This is a genomic window from Myxococcales bacterium (genome assembly GCA_016703425.1).
Classification (GTDB): Bacteria; Myxococcota_A; Polyangia; order Polyangiales; family Polyangiaceae; genus JADJCA01.
Map to the genome: position 1 here is coordinate 1 of JADJCA010000014.1, position 23,192 is coordinate 23,192.

The window sequence follows — 23,192 nt, forward strand, 5'->3', positions numbered from 1 at the left end:
CTTCTCTTCGCGGCTTGGATAGCCAATTCATGCGGGTTCATCTGCACGACTCCTGAAGGATCGCGAGTCCCGATTCAAGCGCGTCAGCTAATGGCCCGGAGGCGATAGCTCTCGGAGCAGGCCTGCGTGGGCGCTGCAGAGATCACCGTGCCGACCACCGGCGATGCGCAAGAGGCGCGCCCCGGTATGGCAGCGACCAGACGCTCTCGCCCATGAAGGGCACGATTTCGTCCGCACGCCATGGATGACGAGGGTTGGAACCGCGATCGAACGCGCCTTGGAGAGCGTGTCGAAATGGTCCGCGACCAAAAGACCGGCAGGCAGGAACGGGACGACGTCCGGTCACAAGATCAGGGGATGGACGCAGGGGCGTCACGAGCAACTGGGGTCGCCGCGGCCCGCGCCTCGCCATCTCTGCTGCAACGCCAGTCCCGGCAGAGGTGCCCCAAAGCACGATGCTCGATTTGCTCGATTCCGCGTGCGGCCAGTGATGCCGAGGGCCGCTTCGGTCGGCGTAGGAGACCTTGTTCCCGTCGGGAGCGACGCCCTTTGTCCTCCCCGTACCCGCGGTACTCCAAAAGGACCCACGCCGAGGCCCGCGCGGCGAGCTCGCGGGCGATGCCGGCCGTCTGGTTGGCCACTTCGCGGTTGTTGTGAAAGTGCACAACCAACGTGGCACCACGCTCGGCGTTGAGCTCCAGGACGCGAACCGGCACGCCATCACGTGCCGTGAGGTGATGTTCAACGAAGTCCGGCGCCACCGCCGCTGCTTCAACGTCTCGCGTTGGGAAGAGGCACCGGCGCGCGATAGCCCGACTCCCGACCCCAAGCGGCGGGAGCGCGGAGAGGAGGAGCGCAGCGGCCAGGAGCCAACGACGAGGCACGGCCCTGGAGCATGCCTCAGGTGACCGAATCGCCAGGCGCAACTTGGGCGAGACTCAGAGAGCGGCGGACACGTTCTTGCAGGCGGTCTCGTATGTGGTCTGCCCTTGGCGTCGCTGTCGACCTCGTCCATGCACTCGCGATGGCTTCGTGGTTGCTCGGTCTTCCGCTCCTTTTCGTCCGGCGATGGCCTCGGGCCCGACTTTGGTACGCGCTCTACGCTGCTGCGTTCATTGTGCTCTCGCAAGCGTCGATGCTCCTCATGGGCGAGTGCTTCTCACGAGCCTCACCCGCTGGTGTTGGGCGCACGGCCCGATGCACGCTGCATCCAACGACTGGTTCACGGTTCGCTTGGCGCGTGCCGTCTTTGGCATGGCCCCGTCTCGCCGCATCATCTCCTGGCTCTCCGAAGCGCTCGTCCTCGCCACGGCCGCCGCGTCATTGTCTCGGTGGTTCGAGCGCGGAGGCGTACGCGCCCTGCCTGTCTCCCTTGACGGCGTAGGCTCGCCGGCAGCGGGCCCCATCGAGGACGTCTGCTAAGAACCAACGAGCCTGCCGTCCTCCATCGAGAGGACGCGATCACAGCGCCGCGCGATCGACTCGTCGGTGCTGATGAGAAACGCCGTTCCCTCGTCCTCGGAAAGCTCGCGGAGGAGAGCCAAGACCTCGTCGGAGCTCTTGCAGGTCCAAGTTCCCCCGTGGGCTCGTCGGCCCAGAGGAGGCCGGCTTCATGATCAGCGCTCGGGCCACGGCCACGCGCTGCTTCTGACCACTGGACAGCTTGGAGGCCCGAAACGACATGCGGTGCGTGAGGCCACCCGATCGAGCAGCTCCCGTGCGCGTGCGCCGAACTCCGCCTTGTGCCACGTGTGCGCGCCGTAGACCGGCATGAGCACGTTTTCGAGAGCCGTGAAGTCTACGAGGAGATGGTGGAACTGAAAGACGAACCCGAGGTGCCGATTCGAACCTCCGACAGCGCCGCTTCACCAAGCCCAAGCGCACTAACGCCGGCGATGCGAAGGGAACCGCCGCTCGGCGTCAGCAGCGTTCCCGCGATGGAGAGGAACGTGCTCTGCCGCTGCCGCTCGGTCCCACGAGGGCCACGAACTCGCCGCGCTCGACCTTCGCGGAGACGCCTCGAAGGACAAGCGTGGCGCCCCCCTTCACCAAAGGTCTTCACGATGTCGGTCGCTTCGAGGACGCTGCTGCCCTCCTCCGTTGCTCCGGTGCGTCATGATTGAATCGCCTCGAGGGGATCGATCCGGGACGCCGACCACGCCGGGACCACCGCCGCGAAGGCGCTGGCGGCCATGGCCAACAGGATCGCTCGAACGTACTCGCCCTGCGCGGGATCGATGGGAATCGACGGCGCCCCGTTTGCCTTCATGGAGCCGCGAAGAAGCGCTTCTGCAAAGCCGAAGCCCAGGGGCCACGCCGACGAGCGCGCCGATGGTTCCGATGAAGAGGCCCCGCAAGACGAAGGTACGAAGGATGGCGCTGCGACCAATGCCGGAAACTCCTCAAGATGCCGATGTCGGCACGCCGCCGCGAGACGGAGAGGAAGAGGGCGCTGGCGACGCCGATGGCGATGGTCAGCAGGCTGAACGCCTTGATCATGTTCGAGGTGCTGGCTTGAGCACGGAGCCCTTCTTGAAGACGCGTGTTGCGATCGAGCCAATTCGACGCCTTGAGCTTCGTCGCGCGCCCGAGGCGTTCCGCGAGCAGCGGTGCCTGCCACACGTCGTCGACCTTGAGCTCGATGATGGAGACCCCATCGGCGACGTCGAAGAGTCCCACGGCTGCGACGGCAGCGAGCAAAGCCAGTACGAGCGCGCGGACGGCCCGCCGTCGCGTCGATGCCGTGATGGGCACTGTGTCCAACGCGACGTCCGGCGCGACCGTCGAGGTAGCCGGCCCAGGTAACGTGACTGCGCTCACGAGGACTCTCCGAGACCCGAGTGGAATGGGCGACGACGCACCCGACGAGTTCGCCTCGCGCGCGCCTTACGGTCGCAGGGTCTTCGACGGGTGCCAGAGCAGGATGTGTGCCGGAGCTCGCGGTGCGGCGACGCCTCCCTCGACGAGACGCATGAGGGCGCGGTAAGCGGCCTCCGTGCGGCCTAGGAGGTTCGGCCCGCGTCGCGGGCGGGCGCAACGGACCTGTTCCGGGGCCCTGCGTTCTCGTTTGCAAAGCCGCAGCGCGAGAAACCTTGCACGATGCGAATCGCGGCGCTCGTTTGGCGAGGGGGATTCGAGATGACACGCGCACGTCGAGGCCGCGTCGGCGACGGCACGCGCCGTGCACCAAGCGACCCAGCATGAACCCCAGCAACCGAAGCGAGTACGTCACACGCGACCGGATCTTGAAGCTCCTCTCGGACGACGAGGTCGCTCGGGTCAGCACGGCGGAGACGGCAGCGCAGCTCGACGAGGGCGACGAGTACGTGGACCTCGAAGCGCCCGAGCGTGGCGTACGAAAGGCCCTTACGAGCTCCTCGACGCCCATGGGTCGCGTGCTTCCGCGCAAGGCCGTGCGCGACAAAACGTGGCAAGACATCGTCGTTCTCCTCTCCGACCGGCACGCCGAGGGCGCGCCCACGACGACGCACTGAGCATGGGCAGGGCGGCCGCGAGACCATGGGCGGCGGCGCCCGAGAGGCATCGAAGCGGGCGCGCCGGGTGGATTCGCGCTGCGGTGCTAGGCGCGGACGACGCGATCGTCTCCACGGCGAGCCTCATGATCGGCGTCGCCGCAGCTTCGGCCACGAAGGAGGCGGTCCTCGTGGCGGGTGTCGCCGGCCTCGTGGCCGGAGCCATGTCCATGGCTGTGGGTGAGTATGTCTCCGCTCAGCTCGCAGCGCGACGCCGAACAGGCGGACGTCGAGCGAGAGAGCCGGGAGCTAGCCCAGCAGCCGAGAGCCGAGCTGAACGAGCTTGCGATGCTCTATGTGAAGCGCGGTCTCGACAAGGCGCTCGCGATGAAAGTCGCCGAGCAAATTGAGCGCCCACGACACGCTCGGCGCTCACATGAAGGACGAGCCTGGCATTGACCAGAGCGCTCTGTCGCGTCCCATGCAAGCGGCGGGGATCTCTGCCGCATGCTTCGCGACCTTCGCCCTCGTTCCGACCGCGGCGTTGCTCGCGGCACCGATCCCGCTTCGAATCCCGCGCATCGCGCTCGCTTCGCTCATCAGTCTCGCGCTGCTCGGCGCCCTGGGCGGCCACCTGGGAGGAGCGCCGAGGCCCGCGCGTCGCTCCGGTCACCCTTGAGGCGCCGCGGCCATGGCCGTCACGGCCGCCATCGGCGCCTCCTCGGCGTATCCGTGGGGTGAAGGCTCGAAGATGAAGGCGCGGCCTGCGCTATCCGCGGCGGGCGGCGTCGATGGCGGCCACGTCGAGCTTCTTCATCGACATCATGGCCGTGAAGGCGCGCTTCGCCTCGGGCGCCGCCGGCCGCAAGGGCCTCCATGAGGGTGCGCGGGGTGATTTGCCACGATAGGCCCCAGCGATCCTTGCACCAGCCACAGGCGCTTTCCTGGCCACCGTTCTCGACGATCGCGTTCCAATAGCGATCCGTTTCTTCCTGGCTGTCGGTGGAGACTTGGAAGGAGAACGCGTCGCTGTGTTTGACGCGGGGCCCGCCGTTGAGTCCGAGGCAGGGGATCCCAAGGACCGTGAACTCGACGGTGATGACATCGCCCTCCGTGCCGCTCGGGTAATCGCCCGGTGCCTTGTGGACCGCGGTCACGTCGCTGTTCGGGAAGGTCGCGGCGTAGAAGCGCGCTGCGTCGAGCGCGTCCTTGTCGAACCAGAGGCAGACGGTGTTCTTCGGCTTCATCGGGGTGCCCTCCTTCCCCGATTAGCGTGAAGCGTTCGCTGCCTGTAGCGAATCCGACCGCGTGCGGCCGTGCGTCTCAGCCGCCGTCGCCCGCGTCCGTCTGGCGCTCGGGGTGAACACACGCCGGCGCTGCACGTCAGGCGATTGCCGGTGCACATGCGATACGGCGGCGTGCACGGATCGCCGAGCTCGCCGCGCTTCACACACGCTTGGACCGACGGCCCGCCGTCGGCGGGGATGATGATGTCGCAAGTGGCCCCCACCTCACACTCGCGGTTCACGAGGCCGGCATCGGTGGCGTGCATGCCGCAGTTGTCGCCCGTTGCCTGGCGAGCGACACAGGTTCCGAGGGGGCCGGTCGGCCGCGCGCAGTAGAACGCCGCCGCACACTGCGCGGAGCGCTGGCAGGTCTCTCCGAGGGCGTGCACGGGTTGGCAGGTGCCCTGCACCGTGTTGGTGCAGAAGAAGCCATCGGCGCAGGGGCGGCTGTTGTTCGAGAGGCCGCACAGCGCGTCTTTCGTTCCGGGGCCCACGCACTCGCCGCCGGCGATGCCTGGGTCGCCTGCAAGCAGGTGCGATCGCTCGCACACAAGGAGGCGGTCGCCGCGCCAACGGCGAAGAGGCACGGCCCCGAGGACGGCAGCGCGGTGCATTGTCCCTGCGAAGCGAGGGCGGCAGTTGCGGCGCAGGGCGTGTCCCGAGGGCACGCGGGGGCGCCAACGCCAGCGTCGGGCGTCGGACACGCGGCGCCCACGGCGAGCGTCGCTGGAACGTCGATGGGCACGCAGCCAACCGCTTGCGACGGGCACGTCTGGTTCTGTCCGCAGGTTTCACGGATTCCGGGGCAGCCGGCGTCGGGGCCGACGATGGCCGCGCAGCGCGCATTGCCCAGCCACGCCGTTCCCACAGCGGAGCGACGCGCACTGGCTCGCGAACTGACACGACTCGGTGGCGGCGCGCGCGCCGGCGGTTACGCACGGCGGCTCGATGCCCTGGAGCACTTCCGCGCACGACTGCTGCGCTCGCACTTGTGTGCATTGCGCAACTGTCGCCGGCGTCAGCGAGCTTCCCGCCGAGAAGAGGTAGTCGGGGCACAAGCTCGCCACGGCCTCGCAGTTGATGGGCCGTTGACCGCACTGCTCGCGGCGGAGGCACGCAGCCTTGACGTAGGCCTCGCAGACCTCTTTCGGCGAGAGCGGAGCGGCGCCGTCGGGCAAGATCACCGCCGCGTCGTCGGGCGTGACGGGCGGAAGGCCGGTGGCGTCAGCCTCGGTCCCGGGCGTCACGGTGCCGCCTTCGCTCTCGAGCGATGCGCCTGCTTCCTGGTCCGCCGTCGTGGGGGAATCTTTGGAGCCAGCGCTCTCTTCGGACGAGCAGGCCCAGAGTCCTGCGCCAATGGCGTAGGCCGCGAGGCCAATGAGGAGAACGGGAGAGATGGATGAGGAGCGCTTCATGGTGCGGATGGCCTTTGGCGAGACAGTGAGAAGGGAGGGTAGCCGATGCAGGGCCCGTGGTCTTTCGAGTGCAGGCAAAGACCTCCCCCCAAAAAGACCTCCTGCGAGGGGCCGCTCCCCGCGGGCTTCCGGACTTGGTGAAGGTTGGCCGCGCAAATTAACTCGGCGAACGGCACCACGCGCTTACCCTCAGCCCTGTCGCGAGAGCGTCGGCTCCGCACCTCGAAGGAGCCTCCCCATGGCCGCCCGTCTCCGCGTCTACGACAAGCTCAAATGGCACGAGGACGGCGACACGAGCGCAGGCTTCTTCTTGGGCTGGGCCGCCAAGCGCGATCTCCTGAGCGATGACATCGCACCGAAGGACGCTCGCGGCGCGAAGGCCGGCAAGATGAGCGGCCTGTCGCTCCTCGAGGTCTATGGCGGCTCGCTCGCGAGCGATTTGCTCTCGGACGAAGGCAACGCCTTCGCCGCCGTTCTCTACGCGAGCAAGGCCGGACCGCTCCCGAAGACCGTGCGCGCGCTCGACGCAGCGTTCGCCGCGTGGCGTGCGCGCAAGGCGCCACCGAAGAAGGGCAAGGCTATGGCCAAGCTCAGCTCGGAGGTCGAAGGACGTCTCGTTCGGCTGCGCGCCAAGGCCAAGAAGAAGCACGCCGTCGAGGTCGAGCACCTCCTCCCCTTCGCTCAACTCGGCGACAAGAGCGCGGCCGCCGCCCTAAGAGCCCTCGCGGACGAGCACCACTGGCCACGCGGCGGGCGAGGCCTCGTTCGGCTTGGCACGTGGGTCGACGTCATCGCGCTCTATCTCGAGTCCGGCCTCGCGAGCCTCGTGCGTCATGCCAAGGCAAGGAAGGTCGACGCCGACTTCGTGGTGTCCCTCTTCGAGGAGCTCGAGCCTTCGCCGGAGGTCGCACGCGCTGGCGTCGAGCTCGCCGAGTGGGCCCGCAAAGGCAAGAACGCGTCGTTGGTCGGAAGCGCGCTCGATGTCGTTGGGACACACCTCGACGACGGCGACTTCGCGCCCGATGCCAAGCTCGCGAAGGCCGCTCGTTCGCTCGCGCACCGGCAGCTCGAGGGCAAGCTCCAGCCGATCGACGTCTTTCGTTGCTACAAGGTGCTCGGCGCCGTCGGCGACGCGGCGTCGCTCGAGCTCATGCTCTCGCGCCCGCCGCTCACGAACGAGTGGAAGGGCAGCGAGAAGGAGCCGCTCGCGGCGCTTAGGAAGCGGCTCGGCGCGAAACGATAGCTTCGCGGGAGCGAACGCCCGCGCTCAGCTCGGCTCAGAGGCAGCAGCAGCTCGCAAAGCCGAAGCCGAGGGCGCCGCCGCCAATGGTGTTGGTGCAGTTCGGCGTTGCCCATGAGCCGTCGCAGCGGACGTTGGAGCCCGAGTAGCCGCCCACGGTGCCGTCGACGCAGGTCGTGCTGCACGTCTTGCCCTTGGCGGCGCAGATCTCGTTGCACGTAGCCGTCGGCGACGCGGGCGTGCACGCGGCGAGCGGCTTCGCGCAGGTGCCTTCGAGACAGAACGTTCGAGCCTGAAGGCCCGCCTGGTTCACGGGACACGCGTTGCCGCAGGTGCCGCAGTGCTCGCGGCTCTTGTCCGTGTCGGTGCACTTGCCGTCGCACGCCGCGAGGTCTGAGCAGGTGAGCGTGACGGTGAAGGATTGGATCGTCTTTCGGCCAGCGCCGTCAAAGAACTGCGCGCGCAAGGTGCGGCTCTCCGTCGCTTGCGCGGCGAACTGAATCTTCTTGGCGGCGTGGAGCGCTTTCCACGAGACGCTCGCCTCGAGGCTCGAGGCGCTGGCGGTCTTAAAGGAGGCAACGGTGGCGCCGCTGCTCTCCTCGAGGAGGACACCGCCGGCGATGGCGCCCTTGCCGCTGCGCGTCTCGAAGACCGCGCTGACGACGATCGAGTCGCCTTCGGTCATCGACGTCGCGCTCGCGCCAAAGGTGACGAGGGCCGGGCCACCGGGATCGCTCACGGCCGCGGGGCCGGGAGGTTGACCAGGAACGGTCGCGGGTGAGCCCGCGTCACTGGTGGCCGACGGGCCGCTGAGGCCTCCGTCGGATAGAAAGCCTCCGCCCGAGCCACCGCCGGAGCAGGCGACGAGCGCGAAGATCACGAGGGGCATCGAGAGGCGGAGGGGACTCACCGGCGTTTTGTACGGAAGTTTAGGGACGGACCTCCCCCCGCGCGGCGCTCGACCTAGTCAAGCGCGATGCGACGTCGCGACGCTCAGCCATCGAATCGACTTCACGATGCGCGAACCCTTTGACGTCGGTCGTAAAACCCGTATGTTGCGTCCGCGCGGTGGAGCAGCCTGGTAGCTCGTCGGGCTCATAACCCGAAGGTCGTAGGTTCAAATCCTGCCCGCGCAACCATTGCTTGAAGGCCGGACCCCTAGCGGGCTCCGGCCTTCTGCGCGTCTGGGGCAGGATTTTGTCATTTGTTCACTCGGCCAGCTCCGCGGCCTCGCGGCCGCTTCGCCTTGGCCTCGTGCACAAAAGAGCAACCTGCCCGCGCAACCATCACTGGAGCACGAGTCCAGATTCGCGTGGGGCCTCGCTTCGGGGGGCCTTCGTCGTTTGTGGCGTCGGTTCCCGCTGGCGAGCTGCAGGCCGAGGATCCGAGCGGGTGGAACTGCCCCTCGGCCTCGCAGAGCGTCGGCCGGCTACGAGGACCTCGGGGAAGTCGAATCGGGTCTGGAACATGAGGCTAGCCCGACATCCAGGTTCCCCCCGCCAGCCACCGCTGCTCGAGGCTGCGTCCGAGAGCGGCCGCCTCGAGCGGGGGCCAGGCGAAGGACGCCACCGCGTCCACGACCTCGCCGAGCGCACGAGTGGTCGTGGTTGCGCCGGACTTGCGAAGGAACGCCGTCCACTGCGTCTGCTTTGTCGGGTCGACCACAAACGCGGGCGTCCAAGCAACGGGCCGGCTCTCGGGGAGCGGAGTACCTCGGCGCTCGAACGTGGCTCGGAAGGCGCGCACCAGCAAGGCGCCATCGAACGGGTACATTCCCGCCAACACCATGACGTCGAAGAAGTCCTTCATGCGGCTGTTCGCCATGCCGAGCTGCACCATCGCTTCGACTTTCTCTGCGATCACGGTCTCCTTCGGGTACGCGCGAACGCGCGGCGCAGGGAAGTCGAGCAAGGGAGGGAACGCAACGAGCTCGGCGTTCGGCGTAACGGCGTCGCCAAAGCCAACGTCGACTTGCAGGCGGAGCTTCGCGTTCCCAATGCGCGCCTCGAGTTCGACGCGCACGCCGCCGTAGTCCTGGTCTTCACGGATGGGGCCTACCTGGAGGGACGCGGAGTCGAAGACAACGGCATCATCGTCTACCGGCATGCGGATCACGTCGGCGAACACCTGCCTCATGCGGCTCTCGGCAGGATCTCCGAAGCCGAGCAGATCGAGGTCTCGCGTGGCACGGTGGGCGCGGCCCGTCCAAAGGGTGAAGAGCGCGGCGCCTTTCAGCACGAACTGCTCTGCGTGCGGCGAGAGCGAGAGTCGGTGCAGCAGGCGCTCGTTGGCGTAGCGCACGAGAAGGAGCTGGTGGTCCTCCTTTCGCTCCTTCGAGAGCTTGAGCAGGCGAGCCCGCACCGATGCGCTGACATTGGCGGGTTTGGTCATGCGAGCGCCTCCACGTAGGGGCGCATCACTTTGGCCACGCGATCAGCTTTGCTTGCCTCGAGCAGCGCGTCGAGCGAGTAGTCCCTTTTCGCAGCCCCGCGCTGGCGGCAGCGAGCGACGTAGTCGCGCAGTGCCGCAACGGCCACGTCGAGACCTACGTGACGACGGTACCGGAAGCAATCGGCCACGGTCTTCGCGGGCGTCGTGATGCGAACGCGCACGCCCTCGATGATCCGCATCTCCTGCCCGTGCTCACGAGCGGGCCCCTTGGCCTTCACGAGCTCAACGGCGGGAGTGTCGAGCGAAGGCTTCCGGGCGCGCGTGTCGATCATGAGCCACACGGCGTGAGGCGCTTCGGTCGTGAGCCCGTGAACCTGAAGCGCTGAGAGCAGGCAGATGGTTCCGTGAGGCACCCGCGCTGCGACCTCGGCGAGGCTATGGTGCTCGGTGGTTGCTGCGCTTGCGAGGCGGTAGAGCCCCCGGCCCGCCTGCTCGAGCACCCCCTTGTCGACCAGCCGCGCAAGGTAGGCGCGCGGAATGTCAGCCGCGTCCAGGTCCCTCGCGCGAAGAGGGCCCTTCTCGGCAAGACGCAGGAGCTTCGAGATTTTGGAGGTGCTGGTGGACATGTTACACAACGTTGTGTTTTACACATTTCGCACAACGTTACGTATCAGTCAAAGCGCGCGCCCTGACGATGCGCGCAATCTGGTGGAGCTCCTGCAGCGTCACCTCCTCATTCTTCGACATCGGCACGACGGGCAAGCCACGAGTCCCCCTCGGCGCCGCGGGCAGCGACGCCGCGATGAAGACTCAAGCGAGCTACGCTGGCTGGGACGTCACGACGGTCTGGCAAATGGGCGGACGCGGCTACCGCGTACTGCGCTGAGGCCACCCTATCGAGGTCAAAAGCCTCTTCCGCCCCCTCGGCCCCCCTCGTCACCCCACGGGCGGCGCCTCGCGACCGAGCGAGCTGGTCATTGACTCGGGATAGCGGAGGCCAGCGGCGCAGCCGATCGGGAACGCGGCGTCGAGCGAGGCCATGTCGGCTTCGTTGAGCGTGACGCGGAGTGCCTCGAGGTTGCGCTCGACGTTCTCCGGGCGTCCCATTCCTACGAGCGGAACGAGATCGTCACCCTTGCGCAGGATCCAAGCGAGCGCGACGGACGAGACCGCGACGCCCTTCTTCGCGGCCATCTCTTCGAGGGGCTGCAGGCGTGCGACGTTCGCCGCGAGGTTCGCGCCCTGGAACCGCGGAACCTGACTGCGCCAATCGTCGGGCTGCAGATCCGCGGGCGTGCGGATCTTGCCGGTGAGAAGGCCGCGGTGGAGCGGCGAATACGCGACGAAGGTGATGCCGAGGGAGCGCGTGACGGGAAGGAGATCGAGCTCCGGATCGCGCTGCAAGAGCGAGTATTCGGTCTGGAGCGCGGCGATCGGGTGGGTCGCGTGCGCGCGGCGGATGGTCATGGGTCCCGCCTCCGAGAGGCCGATGGCACGGACCTTCCCCGCCTTCACCATCTCCGCCATGGCGCCGACCGACTCCTCGATGGGCACGTCGGGATCCACGCGGTGCAGGTAGTAGAGGTCGATGTGGTCGAGCCCGAGGTGCTTCAAGCTGCGGTCGACGGCCTCGCGCAAGTACGCGGGGCTTCCCTTGCTGGCCTTCGTGGCGACGACGGCCCGGTCGCGTCGATCGCGGACGGCACGGCCGACGAGTCCCTCGCTCTTTCCGTTGCCGTAGACTTCCGCGGTGTCGATGAGCGTGATGCCTGCGTCGAGCGCGCGGTGGATGGCGAGGACGCCTGCCTCGTCGTCGCGGGTGTCGTACCAGCCGGCGAACGCCATGGCGCCGAGCCCGATCGCGCCAACGCGCACCTCACCCTGGCCCAGCTTGCGAGTGTCGATCATCGTGCCTCCAATGCGCCATCGACCGTACACACCGGGCGAGAGCGAGGCTACTGCTTCTACGATGGGTGAGCGCGCGTGCACCGGAAGGCAGAACCGCATCGTGCAAGGTGTCGTCGTGCGCGAATCGCTTCAATTTCGCATCGGCACCTCGAACGGTGAGTACGTGATCGTGCAACCCGGTCGGCGCAAGTTCCCGGACGCAGAGCATGCAGACGACGTCGTCGGCCTCCAACCACCGGCCTCGCCATGATCCTCTTCCGCCCTGTCGGTCTCGAAGAACTCTTCCTCATCTACGAGTCGCGCATGCGAGCGTTCCCGCCTCGCCTGCCGGACCAACCCATCTTCTACCCGGTCACGACCGAGGCCTACGCACGGCAGATCGCGAAGGACTGGAACACCAAGAGCGGAACCTTGGCCGGCTTTGTGACCCGCTTTTCCGTCGACGACGCGTACGCCTCGAAGTTCTCGCGTCGCGTCGTGGGGAGCCGGGACCACGAAGAGTTGTGGGTGCCAGCGGAGGATTTGGCCGAGTTCAACGACCACATCGACCGCGCCATCGAGGTCGTGGCGGCCTACTTCGGCGACGGCTACCGAGGCCACTTGGCTGAGAACTCCGGCCTCAAAGGCAAAGACGCCACGGCACAGCTTGTGACCCTCGCGGGCGCGCTCGCCCACAACGGGTTCGACGTCGTTTGCGAGATGGCAGCGAACCCTGCGGCGATCTTCCTCAACTACTTCTTCTGGCAGCAGCACGACTTCACCGACCAGGGCCTCGACGAAAGCGCTCGCGACGAGCTTCTGCTCAACCTGAAAAAGGCATGGGGCCGCGGGGAGCGCGCGTCGCTCGAGCTGGGGCTCGCACGAGAGTGATCGGCGGCGAGGCCGGGGCTGCTCGCCGTCGTACCGCTCGACGTACGATCATCGCGGCGGCGAGCGCTGACGCTCCCGGCGTCGCTAGTATCACCGCGTCCGGTGCGCTACGACCAGCGGGATGAAATGGAGCGCCCGTTCGACACTGGTGGCGATCTCGACTCTGATCGCCGCCGTCGGCGTCAACTGCACCGACGACGAGACGGGGCCCGCGCCATCCAGCGCCCTCGACGCGTCGCTTGGCGACGTCTCGGCACCTCAGCTTGACGGCAGCGGCGCGCAGCCGGAAGCCTCGCTCGGCGACAGCGCCGTTCCGGCGGACGCGGGCGCCGGTGATGCGACCGTCGTCGACGCAGGCGCTCTCGACAGCGGTGCCGACTCGGCTGCGCTCGATGGGGGCGTCGATTCCGGTCCGCTCCTTGACGACGCCGGCTGCCCGGTCTTCGCGGGCCCGTTGCCCGAACTCGGCGACGCGGGCTTTCCGACGACGGGACTCGCGCTCTGGCTCCGCGGCGATCGCGGCGTGGCGACCGTAGACGGTGGCGCCGTTTGCCGTTGGGACGACATGAGCGGCAACGGCCGTTCTTTCAAGCCCGGCGCGGCGCAAGCCCCCGTCTTCTCACCGACGGGCATTCGCAACTTGCCCGCCGTATCGTTCGTCGGCAATCGGCCGCTTGTGCGCGAAGACGTGCTCGGCATCGCACCCACGTCGGCACGAACCTTCGCGATCTTCCAGGCCATCGCCGACACGACGCACCGGATTTCGTTCTACCAAGGCAACTTCGCCACGAACGACGTCTACTTCGGCATTGACCAGAACACGTTCCAAACAGTCGGAGGTCGCGAGGGCGTCTACATCGCCGGCAACGCGTACGACTCCAACATCACCACGTCGGGCCAGCCGCGGTCGCACATCTATTCGATCAGCAGCATGGTGCCCGACGGTGGCCTCCCCGGCGTCCTCACCTACGCAGTCGACAACACGCTCGCCACGCTCACGCGCACGCCCGGCGGTACCGGTAACTCGAAGGTTTGGGATTTCAGCGGGGCGCACCGCACGGGCATGGGCTTCGCCGACGCGACCTTCACCGGCGGCGCCATCGGCGAAGTCTTGATCTTCGATCGCGAACTCGACGCCAGCGAGCGCACCGCGGTGCATCAGTACTTCCAGAGCCACTTCCCTCCCTGAACATCCCGCACCGGACGGGGAGCCCGCATCGTGTCACGCGTCGGCGTGCACGACTCGTGGACCGTAGGCATCACGCACTTGTCTTTCCGCTGCGGCCTCCCCTGCGGAACGCCTACTCTCTCGACTTGATGTCGTTGACTACCCCGCCCTTCCGCCCACAACGCTGCTTCGGGCTCGCGCGGCGTTGCGCGCTCGTCGCGCTCGTCGGGTGCACGCCCGCGTCGACCTCGACCTCGACCTCGACCTCGACCTCGACCTCGACCTCGACCTCGACCGCGACCGCGACCGCGCAAGCCGATGCAACTGCGCCGCGCACGGCGCCATCACCGGCACCGGCGGGGCGTGCGGATGCAGCGAGATTGCCTCCCACGTCCTTCGCACTTCTGCCAGCGCCGGCGCCGCTCTCCGTCGTGCCCCTCGACCCGGCGGCCCGCACGGCGGCGGGCGTTGTGCGCTCTTCCGACGACGCGCTCGCTCTCGAAGCCGAATACGACGCCTTCCGCGTCGTGGCGCTGCCGTCACGGCGCCTCGTCGTGCGCGGGGAGGGACAGCAAGCACGCTGGATCTCCGCCAAGGAGGTCGCGTTCTTCGACAAGACACGCATCGCCAAGCGCGACGTCACTCACGTCGCCGGCGACCGCGCCGACGTCGTGCGTGGGGGCGACGCGTGCAGCAAAGCGCTCCGTTGCTCAGTGGATCGCACGCCATACCTCAAGTGGGCCAGCGCGGATCTGGCGCACGCCCTTGTTCAAGACCCGTTGTCGACGAGCCTCTACGACGTGCGACCCGACGGCGCCGTTCCGCTCTTCGGCGGCCCCTGGCCCGACGGCAGCGAGGTCGGGGCCAACGCGGTATCCCCTGACGGCGACGCCTGCGTCCTCGTCGGTCGGCTGGCCCCGGGACTCGTCAAGCTCGAGCCCGACGGCGGCGCGGGTGACGCCAGACCGACCGTCGCGTCTATCCACTGCGCAGCCCCCGCCTGGGGTGCAGCACGGCACGTGCGCGATCTCATCGCGCCCGGCACGCTCGGCTATGGCGTGGGCGTCTTTGGCGGGCCGAAGCTGCAGTTCTTCGGCGCCGGCGAGCTTCTCGTCTCCATTCCCGCACGCGCTCACACGTCGGCCGAGTTGGCCGCGGGCGGGCCGGAGCCGCTTCGTCACTGCCTCGTTAACATGGCGAGCGGCGCGGCGCGGTGCACCGACGCTTCGCGCCCCGAATGGAGCGCGCTCGGCGATGGCCGCTGGGCACTCGAGCACGCCGTCGTCGGCGTCACACCCGCGGGCCTCATCGACCTCACGACGAAGACACGCTTCGCGCTCGGCACCGACTCGCGCGCCATGTGGTGGTGGCCGAGGTCGGACGGGCGCGTCGCTGCCGATGCGGGTCGAGCGACCAGCGTCGTGCTCGACCGCCGCGACAAGAGCAACGTCCGAGCCGGTGTGCTGACGCTCCCGTCGCCGTAGGGTGCCCGGGCGGCCACGAGTCCGAGACCGAAGCCCCCATCGCCATCCAGTGCTCTGCCCTCGTTCAAGCGGGCAACGATGGTGTCCGACGGAGGTGGAGCGCCTGCACGCCGGTCTTGAACCGCCGCGTCGATAGGAGCTCGAGATGCCGCGCCCGGGTGAGGCCATGAAAGAGCGTCGGCCCGCGGCCGCTGATGACCGGATGAACGACGATGCGGTACTCGTCGATGAGCCCCAGCTCCTCGAGCGCTGCAGAGAGCTTGGGCGCGCCGACGAGAACACCTCGGTCGGTCTTCGCCTTCAGCGCCGAGATGCCCTCGCGAAGATCGCCCTCCACCTTGATGGTGTTCTGCCACGGAAAGTCGCTCCGCGAGCCTGACACGACGTACTTCGCCTTTGCCTCGAGCTTCTGCGCCCACGCGCGCATCGCGCGCGGCGCCTTCTCGTCGCGTGCCACCGCGGGCCAGGCCTCCTCCATGAGCTCGTAGGTGTTGCGCCCGAAGAGCATCGCCCCGCTCTGATCCATGAGCTCCGTCCAATAGTCGTGCAGTTCGTCGTCCACGATCCCTTGGGTGTGATCGATGCACCCGTCCAACGTCACGTTGAGACCGAAGGTGAGGAGGCCCATGCCGCGAGATTCTACGAAAGGCGCGCCCAGCGCGCAGTACCGCGCGCCAGTCGACGCGCTGGCCCATCCGCGAGGCCGCAGATGTTTCATTTCTGTAACTACACGCGCGACCGACATCCAGGGATGGCTGCTACTTTGAGCGGAGTCGCTCGAGACGCCGGCCGTCGTGCGGTTCGCTCTTAGGACGAAGAGGAAGATGGAACAGGCTGTCGCCTATTCGACCCTAGCGCTGACCGTCACGCTCGCCGTCTCACGACCGCGCCTCGGCGTGCGCGGGCTACGCTTCACGCCAGGCACCGCCGCGCTCGTCGGCGTCACGCTGTTGGTCCTGACCGGCATCCTGACCCTCGATGACATGGTCACATCCGCGGTCGTCCAGTGGCGCCCTCTCCTCGCGCTCACGAGCATCATGGTCATGACGGGCGTGGTGCACGAAGTGGGTGCTTTCGAGCGTCTGGCTCGGCGCATCGAAGCTCACGCGCAGCGCACCTCACCGGCGAGAGCCTTCGACCTCGTCTTCCTTGTCAGCGTGGTCACGCCTTCGCTTCTCAACAACGACGCCGCCATTCTGTTGCTGACGCCGCTCGTCGTTGCCCTTACCCGGCGGCTCTATCCTGGTCGCCCTGAGCTGACCGTGGCGTTTGCTTTCGCCGTCTTCCTCGCCCCCGGCGTCGCGCCCTTCGTCATCTCGAACCCGATGAACATGATCGTCGCGGAGTTCGCAGGCGTCGGCTTCAACGCGTACGCGCGAGTCATGGCTCCAATCTCCATCGCTGGGGCCCTGCTCACCTTCGTGGTGCTGCGCCTACACTTTCGGCGCGTCCTCGCCTCCGTGACGGCGAGTCCCGCGGCCGTCGAGATGGTCGCGCCTCATCGCGCAGAGCGCCCTGCCGTGGGCCTTCTGCTCGCGGTCTTCGTCGCTTACCCGGTGATGGCGTGGCTGGGCGGACCGATCTGGGTCATCTCGCTCGCGGGGGCTATCTCCTGCTTGCTGCTCGCCTGGCGCTACCGAGTGGCTCCTGCGCAGAAGCTCCTGCAACACGTCTCCCCCGACATCCTCGTGTTTCTATGGGCGGTGTTCTTGGTGGTGGTTGGGCTGCGACACGTCGGTGTCGTCGACCGCTTGACGAGTTTGTATCAATCGGCCCCGAAGGAAGCCTGCACGAGCTTGGCGTGGTCGGCGTCGTCGCCGCGCTCGGCTCCGCTCTCGTGGACAACCACCCCATGTCGATCCTCAACATGATGGCGCATGGCTCTCACGGCAGCAGTCGGCCGCTGCTCGCCGCCCTTATCGGCGGAGACATTGGGCCTCGGCTCCTCCCCATCGGCTCGCTTGCTGGCCTGCTCTGGATGGACCTGCTTCGCCGCTCGGGCGTGGAGATCCGCATCGGCAAGTTCCTTCGTCTCGGCACGCTGGTCCTCCTTCCGACGTTGACGCTATCGCTCGTGATGCTCTGGCTTTTCGGCGCTCCGTAGCGGGACGCGTACCTCGCCGACCAAACCCGCGCTCAATTCGTGCTCGCTGCGCGAAGCGCCGCGAGCATCGACCGCGCCTGCCGTGCCGGGTACGAGCGCTCGGGGTTCCGCCCGTTGATCGCCTCGCACGCCTCTTGGACCGCCTGGCGCGCCCCCCACCAGACTGTCGCCGGGGTCCGTGAGAGCGCGTGAGCGGCACTCGCGCGCAGCTCGTCGGGAAGTGCTCCATTGAGCAGCGTCGCGACCAACGCTCGCCGCGCTCTGGGCGAGCTCCCCATGCGGCCGAGGGCCGCGGCCGCGACGGCGCGAAGCGAGCGCGGCTCATCGGCGCCCTCGATCAAGCGCTGCAGGCATGGGATCGCGACGTCGAACGCGCGGCCGGACCAGCGCTCCATTTGCTGAGGGTCACGGGGCGGCGTCAGCACAGCGATCTGCTCAGGGAACGGCACGGCCGTGGCGGTGAACGCGCGAAGCGTATCGACGCACTGCTCGCGCAGAGGTGTTGGTGCCTCATGAGAGAGGGCGAGCTCCGCGAGCCGCTCGAGCTCGACGTGCTCATCGCCCAGATGGTTTTGGAGCCCCGACGCTGCGGCTACGCGGAGCAGCTCCGGCCCGGTCGCGTCGGCGAGGAGGCGCACGAGCAACGCCCGCGTGCTCCCTTCCGCGTCCACAACTCCCGCAAGCGCTTTCACAGCCGCGATGCGGTTCGCGGGTGCCTCCTCGGCGCGCTCCGCGAGGGCGCGAAGCACCGTCGAGGCGCGCACGACATCACCGCCATCACGCACGCAAGAGACGAGGCTGAAGGCGTGGAGCGCGGGTACGAAGAGCGCCTCGTTGCGGCCCTCGACGGCGTCGAGAAGTGCGTCGTAGGCGCGCGGCCTCCGAAGGCGCGCGAGCGTGTGCGAGAGCGCTTTTCGCAGCTCGAACGGCTCGGCGGCGTCGCGATAGCTCGCGATCAGAAGAGGACTGGCCGCGTCGGGGAGCTCGCCTACCGCCGAGAGGATCCAAGCGGCGCGCGTGCGCACGCGAACCGATTCACCCCTGTCGGCGAACACGGCGCTCACCACCTCCACGTGCTCGGGACCGGGCGGGAGATCCTCCGCAGACGCGATGCCGCTGAGGCGGAGGGCGTCGGGTCGCGCTCGGTCGGCGAACAAGGCGAGGAGCGCCTCCCGAACCTCACATCGAAGCTCGTCATGGAGGTTCGGCGCCACGGTGGCGAGCGCGCACGCCGCGGCCTTCCGCTCCCGAAGCGCCTGGCTCGGATCTCGGAGCACGCCGACTAGAAACGCAACGTCCGTCGCGAGAGCGTCGGCCGGGGGAAGCTCATCCTCGGACCAGAGCCCGTCGACGATCAGCGCATCGGGAATCCTTGCGTCATCGTCGCTAAGGGCGCGATCGCGAATGGCCTGGTGCAGTCGCCGGAGGAAGGACACGCCGAGGTTCGATAGCACGCGGCGTTGCTCGCGTCCGGGGACGAGGGCCACGGCAGGTCAAGATGCCGGAGGCCGCGCTAACCTCGGCGAACGGCTCGGCGACGCGACCCGCTGTTGACGGCCCTGCGTCGGTGGCGTGATTCTCAAGCGTGCCCACGGTTTGGACGCTCCGTTACGACCGACTTCGCGAGCTCTGGCCTGGCGTCGACCCCCACGACGTGTGCACGGTTCTGGCCCACCTCGACGCCGTCGGTAGCGTCGACACGAAGGCGCGCGTCCTTGAGGCACTCTCGCGCCCGGGGCGCGAAGCCGCGAGCGCCTTGATGGCACCCCTAGCATCCGCCTTGAACACGATCGAACGCGCAGAGAAGATCAGCGTCCTTCACGCCCTCGATGCCTTGATCCGCGCCGGTGGGGACCCGAGCGCCGCGCTCGTGGCGCTGGCCGCGACGCTGGACGATAGCCGAACGGTCCAAGCAGCCAGCGCGGCACTGCACCGCGCCGCCCTCGCGGGCTATCCGCTCGCGCCGATCCGCGAAGCTCTCTCGAAGGCCGCGGCTCACGGCGGCTCCGTTCGCGCGGTGCAGAGGCTGGAAGCACTGCAGCGACGGGACCAGGACCTCGATCTTCGCCGCCTCAGCGCTGTCTACGAGCAGCAGCGGCCCATCGGAAACCTTCATGGCGCGTTGGGCCTCCTAGAGGACTCCTTGCTCTCGGACGTAGCTGCCGAGCTCACCGAGGCAAGGCGCGCGCTAGAGGAGGCGGAGCGCGCGGGGTCAGACGTCTACCGCGTTTGGGTCTCGTTTCTGCCCATCATGACGCGCCAGCTCGGTGCGGCCGACCACGAGCGTCGCGCGCGAGCTGCAGCGGCGCTGGCGCAGGTAAAGTTCGCCGTCGGTCGGTCCCCGGGGAGGAGCGAACGGGAGGCGGCGGACCTCGTATTGCCATGGCTCCGCCCCGCCCTCGAGGGACTGACGGCTCTGCTCGAGGGGGAAGACGAAGAGCGCCTCGCCAGCGCTGCGACGATCGAGGTGTTCGTGGAGCTCGGCTGTCCGCTCACGGACGTCCGCGATCGGCTCGAGATCGCGCTCGGAGACGCGCGACCCGAAGTGCGCGCCGCGTGCTCACGTGCGCTTTCGGCGGCGCTGGGGCGCGCGGGAAAAGAGCAGCCGCTCCCACCGGGCCGCAGCCACCGGAGAACCTACGCCTCCTCCGACACGCCGCTCGAGGCAGGACGAAAGACCCGCTGCCCGAATTGCGGTGCCCTCGAGGCCTTCGTGATCTACGAGTCGCGCGATCGGGGCAACACGTGGGACGACACCACGGTCGAGCGCAAGTGCGGCTCGTGCCAGATCTACCTGCTCGAACGCTTTGGGCTCTAGCGGCGCGCCTCTCCTCTTGCGCGCCGCGAATTGTCGCGATAAATACACCACATGGTTCAGTATTGAAGGCCCGCCTCGACGCGTCGTTCGCCGCCCTCTCGGCGCGACGCGACGCGGCGTTCTGGAACAGCTCGGGCGTCAGGATGCGTCGATCACGGCCCTCGCCGAAAAGTTCAGGATGACGCTGACGGGCATGAAGAAGCACGTCGGTGTCCTGGAGCAGGCCGGCCTCGTGACCACGGAGAAGGTCGGGCGCGTGCGGACGTGCAAGCTCGGCGCGCGCCACCTCGCGGACGAGATGGCGTGGATGGAGAGATACCGCCAGCTGTGGGCCGCACGCTTCGACGAGTTGGACGACGTTCTCGAGGAACTTCAGCAGCAGAAGGAAGAGGTCAATGGACGCAAGTAAAGAGAGTGGGCCGATGAAGAACCCCACGACGGTCGAGCGCAAATCCGATCGCGAGCTCGTCGCGACGCGGACCTTCAACGCCCCGGCGCGCATCGTGTTCGACGCGTGGACCACGGCCGAGCTCTTCAAGCGATGGTGGGTACCCAGGTCGTGCCCCATCGTCCTCCTCGCTTGCGACATGGACGTACGCGTGGGCGGCAAGTACCGCTTGGTGTTCGGCCACGGCGACTCACCGCCGATGGAAGTTTTTGGTCGGTACCTCGAGGTGACGCCGCCCTCACGCCTCTCGTGGACGAACGAGGAAACGGGCGACGGCGGCGCCATCACCACGATCACCTTCGAGGAGAAGGACGGCAAGACGGTGCTCGTCATGCACGATCTCTATCCCCTCGTTGGCGGCACGCACACGACTGCCACGTCGGACTCCTTCGTCACCGACGTCGTCTTCGCAAGAGCCTCGAATCGGCTTCCGCAAAGGGCAGGTAGGCGTCTGGGATCAGTCCTTCCATGCGCCGTCCGCCGTTGCTCGTGAAGCTTGTCGTCGGGGCGTAACCCGCTCGACCAGCTTCGCGCGAATGCCGAAAGGCCGCGAGCGAACGCGAGCGATCCGGCGAACCGCTCGATGGCCACCTTGCTCGCGGTGTACGACGGTTGCCAGCGGCATCGCCAGCGTCACGCTCGAGGTCACGTTCACGACCACGCCGGACTGACGCTCGCGAATCGCGGGCGGCACCGCTTGCGTCATCGCCATGACGCCGAAGGTGTTGGTCCCGAACACCTCGCACGGTGGACATGGGCGTGGCCGCGAAGGCGCCGACGACGCCGATACCGGCATTGTTGACGAGCACGTCAATGGGGCCGGCCGATTCGACCGCGGCCGCGATGCTGGCGGGCTTCAGCGTCGAGCGGCAGGACGCGAAGCCGCTCGGAGCGGGGCAGGATGTCCTCGCCGGGCGTTCGCATGGTGGCGATCACGTTCCAGCCCTGGGCATGGAAGTGGCGGGCAGTCTCCAGACCATAGCCCGACGAGGTGCCGGTGACGAGCACTGTCTTCATGCGTCCTTCACGGTTGTTTGACAGCGCCCTTGTTGCGATCTCCGCGCTCTACGAGTGAACCATTTCTTTGCGAGCGTCCAGAAACGCAACGATCCCTCTCTGGAAGTCATCGCTGCTGCAGCCACGCGCCGGGTTCTCCGAAAGGCATCTAGGCGCGGGCGCTGGGGGGTGCGCTACTCAGGTTCGGCCTGGCTTGCTTCTGCGCCGTTCTCGAGGAGCTGCCGGCTCGCCGTGGACGGGGAGGAGGCACCGACGCTCGAAACCGGCGACTTCGTCCTGCTGCCCGCGACGCCGGGGTTCACAATATCGGGCTTCGAGCAAGTGACGCCCGCACTCATCGACCCGAAGGTGACGGCCAAGCGGCGGGTGAGGTAAGCCACGGCGGCACGCGCGGAGGGCGACCCGACGTCCGCCTCCTGGTGGCTACTTCGAATTCGACTCGCCGGACGCGTCGTAGCTGGTGTCGCTGCTGCCGGCAGTGGTGCATGCGCAGCGCACGAGCTCTCCATGCTGGTGCGGCTCGTTGGTGAAGAATCAAGCGAGCAGAGATCGGGCCCCGCGACCTCGTCCTCACCCGCCCCGTGGAGGTGCTGCTGATCGAAGCACTGGAGGTCGCCGTCGGGTGACGACGCGCCCCCGGGGCTGCTGCGCGGGCTGGCGACACACGGCTGGCGGCGGCGATCCGGCAGATGCACGCCAGGGTCGCGCGGCCGTGGACCGTGGGCCGAGCTTGCCAAGACGTCCGCCCTCTCCCGCTCTCGGCGTTTCTTTGAGCGGTTCACTCGGGCGGTGGGGCTGCCGCCGATGGAGTATCTGGTCGCCCTCCCGGCGCATGGCGCTGGCGAGGGGCATCTGTTGCGCCGACCGACCTCGGGCTCGCCGAAGTCGCCGAACGCGTCGGTTACAGCTCAGCGAGCACGTTCAGCACGGCCTTCAGCCGACGTGGGGCAGCCGCCGAGTCGATTTGCAAGAGAAGAGCGAGCCGACACGACAGAACCTGACCGCGCGATGAAGTGGCCCCCTGACGGCTCCGCGAAGCGCCTCCAGCATCGGCCTCCTCTGGGGTGAGCTCCTCTCACTGCACCTTCCTCGCCTTTGCGGCGCCGCCCTTCGTCCTGGCGGTGAGCTCCGTGAGGCGCGCCACGACGTGACGGCACCGGCGCGACCGACCGCGGCCGCCTAGTAGAGACCGGAAAACCCCAGCGCGACCTGCAGCGTCCGCCCGGCCATGAACAAAATGATGAGCGAGCCCGGCGTCCAGAGGGCGGCGCGCATGTCGTTGGTTTGCCCCGTGAAGTAGGCGGCGAAGTGCAGAAGCCGCGTCACCACGTAGCCGGAGAGAAGAGCGCGCGCGAGCAACAAGGACGAGGTCCGTCGGATATGAAGAGGAAGCCCGCGGCGAGGAAGAAGGGAATGTTCTCCAGATCGTTCCAGGTGGATGCGGCGCGTCCGTTCGGCAACCTCGTTGGGCTCCAACTGCTTCGGATCGGGGTTGGGATTGAGCGACGTCTTCTTGATGTCCTCGGGCGCTCAGTAGCCACCTTTGACCTGCATCATGCGAACAACCGTC

General features: G+C 67.8%; 24 protein-coding genes, 1 tRNA gene and 5 pseudogenes. 16 read left to right on the forward strand and 14 right to left on the reverse strand.

Annotation, left to right across the window (positions count from 1 at the left end; translation table 11 throughout):
• Positions 1–1,197 precede the first annotated feature (1,197 nt).
• Positions 1,198–1,422: a hypothetical protein gene (locus IPG50_26775; protein ID MBK6695785.1), complete on the forward strand. Its 225-nt coding sequence runs from the start codon at positions 1,198–1,200 to the stop codon at positions 1,420–1,422.
• Positions 1,423–2,113: 691 nt separating this feature from the next.
• On the opposite strand, the gene IPG50_26780 is transcribed toward IPG50_26775, so the two are convergent.
• Both IPG50_26780 and IPG50_26785 read right to left on the reverse strand, forming a co-directional pair.
• Positions 2,114–2,269, reverse strand: a complete 156-nt coding sequence (locus tag IPG50_26780; protein ID MBK6695786.1) for a hypothetical protein — start codon at positions 2,267–2,269, stop codon at positions 2,114–2,116.
• Positions 2,266–2,820, reverse strand: coding sequence for a hypothetical protein (locus IPG50_26785; protein MBK6695787.1), 555 nt, complete (start codon positions 2,818–2,820; stop codon positions 2,266–2,268). The genes IPG50_26780 and IPG50_26785 overlap by 4 nt, the downstream gene beginning before the upstream one ends.
• 380 nt (positions 2,821–3,200) lie before the next feature.
• On the opposite strand from IPG50_26785, the gene IPG50_26790 reads away from it, so the two are divergent.
• Both IPG50_26790 and IPG50_26795 read left to right on the forward strand, forming a co-directional pair.
• Entirely contained in the window at positions 3,201–3,494 is a 294-nt protein-coding gene (locus IPG50_26790; GenBank protein ID MBK6695788.1) for a hypothetical protein, read from the forward strand.
• Positions 3,495–3,496: 2 nt separating this feature from the next.
• Positions 3,497–4,152, forward strand: a pseudogene (locus IPG50_26795) (VIT1/CCC1 transporter family protein).
• A gap of 90 nt (positions 4,153–4,242) precedes the next feature.
• Here the strand turns inward: IPG50_26795 and IPG50_26800 are convergent.
• The 3 genes and pseudogenes from IPG50_26800 to IPG50_26810 form a co-directional block, all read right to left on the reverse strand.
• A pseudogene (locus IPG50_26800) lies at positions 4,243–4,720 on the reverse strand (VOC family protein).
• Positions 4,717–5,346: a hypothetical protein gene (locus IPG50_26805; GenBank protein ID MBK6695789.1), complete on the reverse strand. Its 630-nt coding sequence runs from the start codon at positions 5,344–5,346 to the stop codon at positions 4,717–4,719. Before IPG50_26805 ends, IPG50_26800 begins: the two are co-directional and overlap by 4 nt.
• 204 nt (positions 5,347–5,550) lie before the next feature.
• Entirely contained in the window at positions 5,551–6,174 is a 624-nt protein-coding gene (locus IPG50_26810; protein ID MBK6695790.1) for a hypothetical protein, read from the reverse strand.
• Between the two features lie 238 nt (positions 6,175–6,412).
• Here IPG50_26810 and IPG50_26815 point away from each other — a divergent pair, with 238 nt between their 5' ends.
• Positions 6,413–7,417 carry a hypothetical protein gene (locus tag IPG50_26815; protein MBK6695791.1) on the forward strand — a complete coding sequence of 335 codons (1,005 nt, stop codon included), beginning with the start codon at positions 6,413–6,415 and terminating at the stop codon, positions 7,415–7,417.
• Between the two features lie 34 nt (positions 7,418–7,451).
• Here IPG50_26815 and IPG50_26820 read toward each other — a convergent pair whose 3' ends face one another.
• Positions 7,452–8,324, reverse strand: a complete 873-nt coding sequence (locus IPG50_26820) for a hypothetical protein (protein MBK6695792.1) — start codon at positions 8,322–8,324, stop codon at positions 7,452–7,454.
• 152 nt (positions 8,325–8,476) lie between these two features.
• Here IPG50_26820 and IPG50_26825 point away from each other — a divergent pair.
• Positions 8,477–8,553: transfer RNA gene (locus IPG50_26825), tRNA-Met, on the forward strand.
• Between the two features lie 334 nt (positions 8,554–8,887).
• On the opposite strand, the gene IPG50_26830 is transcribed toward IPG50_26825, so the two are convergent.
• Positions 8,888–9,805: a nucleotidyl transferase AbiEii/AbiGii toxin family protein gene (locus tag IPG50_26830; GenBank protein MBK6695793.1), complete on the reverse strand. Its 918-nt coding sequence runs from the start codon at positions 9,803–9,805 to the stop codon at positions 8,888–8,890.
• Positions 9,802–10,431, reverse strand: coding sequence for a type IV toxin-antitoxin system AbiEi family antitoxin domain-containing protein (locus tag IPG50_26835; protein ID MBK6695794.1), 630 nt, complete (start codon positions 10,429–10,431; stop codon positions 9,802–9,804). The genes IPG50_26830 and IPG50_26835 overlap by 4 nt, the downstream gene beginning before the upstream one ends.
• Before the next feature lie 68 nt (positions 10,432–10,499).
• On the opposite strand from IPG50_26835, the gene IPG50_26840 reads away from it, so the two are divergent.
• The gene (locus IPG50_26840; GenBank protein ID MBK6695795.1) at positions 10,500–10,691 is read left to right on the forward strand and encodes a hypothetical protein; all 192 of its coding nucleotides are present in this window, start codon (positions 10,500–10,502) and stop codon (positions 10,689–10,691) included.
• A gap of 50 nt (positions 10,692–10,741) precedes the next feature.
• Here IPG50_26840 and IPG50_26845 read toward each other — a convergent pair whose 3' ends face one another.
• Positions 10,742–11,710, reverse strand: coding sequence for an aldo/keto reductase (locus IPG50_26845; GenBank protein ID MBK6695796.1), 969 nt, complete (start codon positions 11,708–11,710; stop codon positions 10,742–10,744).
• Positions 11,711–11,774: 64 nt separating this feature from the next.
• Here IPG50_26845 and IPG50_26850 point away from each other — a divergent pair, with 64 nt between their 5' ends.
• The 3 genes from IPG50_26850 (at position 11,775) to IPG50_26860 (ending at position 13,772) form a co-directional block, all read left to right on the forward strand.
• On the forward strand, positions 11,775–11,963 hold the full coding sequence (locus IPG50_26850) for a hypothetical protein (protein ID MBK6695797.1): 189 nt from the start codon (positions 11,775–11,777) through the stop codon (positions 11,961–11,963).
• The gene (locus IPG50_26855) at positions 11,960–12,583 is read left to right on the forward strand and encodes a hypothetical protein (protein ID MBK6695798.1); all 624 of its coding nucleotides are present in this window, start codon (positions 11,960–11,962) and stop codon (positions 12,581–12,583) included. The genes IPG50_26850 and IPG50_26855 overlap by 4 nt, the downstream gene beginning before the upstream one ends.
• A gap of 148 nt (positions 12,584–12,731) precedes the next feature.
• Positions 12,732–13,772, forward strand: coding sequence for a hypothetical protein (locus IPG50_26860; GenBank protein ID MBK6695799.1), 1,041 nt, complete (start codon positions 12,732–12,734; stop codon positions 13,770–13,772).
• 112 nt (positions 13,773–13,884) lie between these two features.
• Here the strand turns inward: IPG50_26860 and IPG50_26865 are convergent, their stop codons facing one another.
• Entirely contained in the window at positions 13,885–14,088 is a 204-nt protein-coding gene (locus tag IPG50_26865) for a hypothetical protein (GenBank protein ID MBK6695800.1), read from the reverse strand.
• Positions 14,089–14,131: 43 nt separating this feature from the next.
• On the opposite strand from IPG50_26865, the gene IPG50_26870 reads away from it, so the two are divergent.
• The gene (locus tag IPG50_26870) at positions 14,132–15,235 is read left to right on the forward strand and encodes a hypothetical protein (GenBank protein MBK6695801.1); all 1,104 of its coding nucleotides are present in this window, start codon (positions 14,132–14,134) and stop codon (positions 15,233–15,235) included.
• 64 nt (positions 15,236–15,299) lie between these two features.
• On the opposite strand, the gene IPG50_26875 is transcribed toward IPG50_26870, so the two are convergent.
• Positions 15,300–15,863 carry a dihydrofolate reductase family protein gene (locus tag IPG50_26875; protein ID MBK6695802.1) on the reverse strand — a complete coding sequence of 188 codons (564 nt, stop codon included), beginning with the start codon at positions 15,861–15,863 and terminating at the stop codon, positions 15,300–15,302.
• 196 nt (positions 15,864–16,059) lie between these two features.
• On the opposite strand from IPG50_26875, the gene IPG50_26880 reads away from it, so the two are divergent.
• Positions 16,060–17,106, forward strand: coding sequence for an anion permease (locus IPG50_26880; GenBank protein MBK6695803.1), 1,047 nt, complete (start codon positions 16,060–16,062; stop codon positions 17,104–17,106).
• Complete coding sequence (locus IPG50_26885; GenBank protein ID MBK6695804.1) at positions 17,073–17,339, forward strand: hypothetical protein; 267 nt, start codon at positions 17,073–17,075, stop codon at positions 17,337–17,339. Before IPG50_26880 ends, IPG50_26885 begins: the two co-directional genes overlap by 34 nt.
• Positions 17,340–17,371: 32 nt before the next feature.
• On the opposite strand, the gene IPG50_26890 is transcribed toward IPG50_26885, so the two are convergent.
• Positions 17,372–18,826, reverse strand: a complete 1,455-nt coding sequence (locus tag IPG50_26890; protein MBK6695805.1) for a hypothetical protein — start codon at positions 18,824–18,826, stop codon at positions 17,372–17,374.
• A 98-nt stretch (positions 18,827–18,924) separates the two neighbouring features.
• On the opposite strand from IPG50_26890, the gene IPG50_26895 reads away from it, so the two are divergent.
• The 3 genes and pseudogenes from IPG50_26895 to IPG50_26905 all read left to right on the forward strand — a co-directional run bounded on the left by IPG50_26895 (position 18,925) and on the right by IPG50_26905 (position 21,098).
• Positions 18,925–20,157, forward strand: a complete 1,233-nt coding sequence (locus tag IPG50_26895; GenBank protein ID MBK6695806.1) for a hypothetical protein — start codon at positions 18,925–18,927, stop codon at positions 20,155–20,157.
• A 62-nt stretch (positions 20,158–20,219) separates the two neighbouring features.
• Positions 20,220–20,566: pseudogene (locus IPG50_26900) on the forward strand (helix-turn-helix transcriptional regulator).
• A complete protein-coding gene (locus IPG50_26905) occupies positions 20,553–21,098 on the forward strand; it encodes an SRPBCC domain-containing protein (GenBank protein MBK6695807.1) in 546 nt (181 codons plus the stop codon). Before IPG50_26900 ends, IPG50_26905 begins: the two are co-directional and overlap by 14 nt.
• Here the strand turns inward: IPG50_26905 and IPG50_26910 are convergent.
• Positions 20,998–21,622 (reverse strand): annotated as a pseudogene (locus IPG50_26910) (SDR family NAD(P)-dependent oxidoreductase). The gene IPG50_26905 and the pseudogene IPG50_26910 sit on opposite strands and share 101 nt — an antisense overlap.
• Positions 21,623–21,676: 54 nt before the next feature.
• Here IPG50_26910 and IPG50_26915 point away from each other — a divergent pair.
• Positions 21,677–22,597 (forward strand): annotated as a pseudogene (locus IPG50_26915) (AraC family transcriptional regulator).
• Positions 22,598–22,801: 204 nt separating this feature from the next.
• Here IPG50_26915 and IPG50_26920 read toward each other — a convergent pair.
• The gene (locus IPG50_26920; GenBank protein MBK6695808.1) at positions 22,802–22,984 is read right to left on the reverse strand and encodes a hypothetical protein; all 183 of its coding nucleotides are present in this window, start codon (positions 22,982–22,984) and stop codon (positions 22,802–22,804) included.
• Positions 22,985–23,192 lie beyond the last annotated feature (208 nt).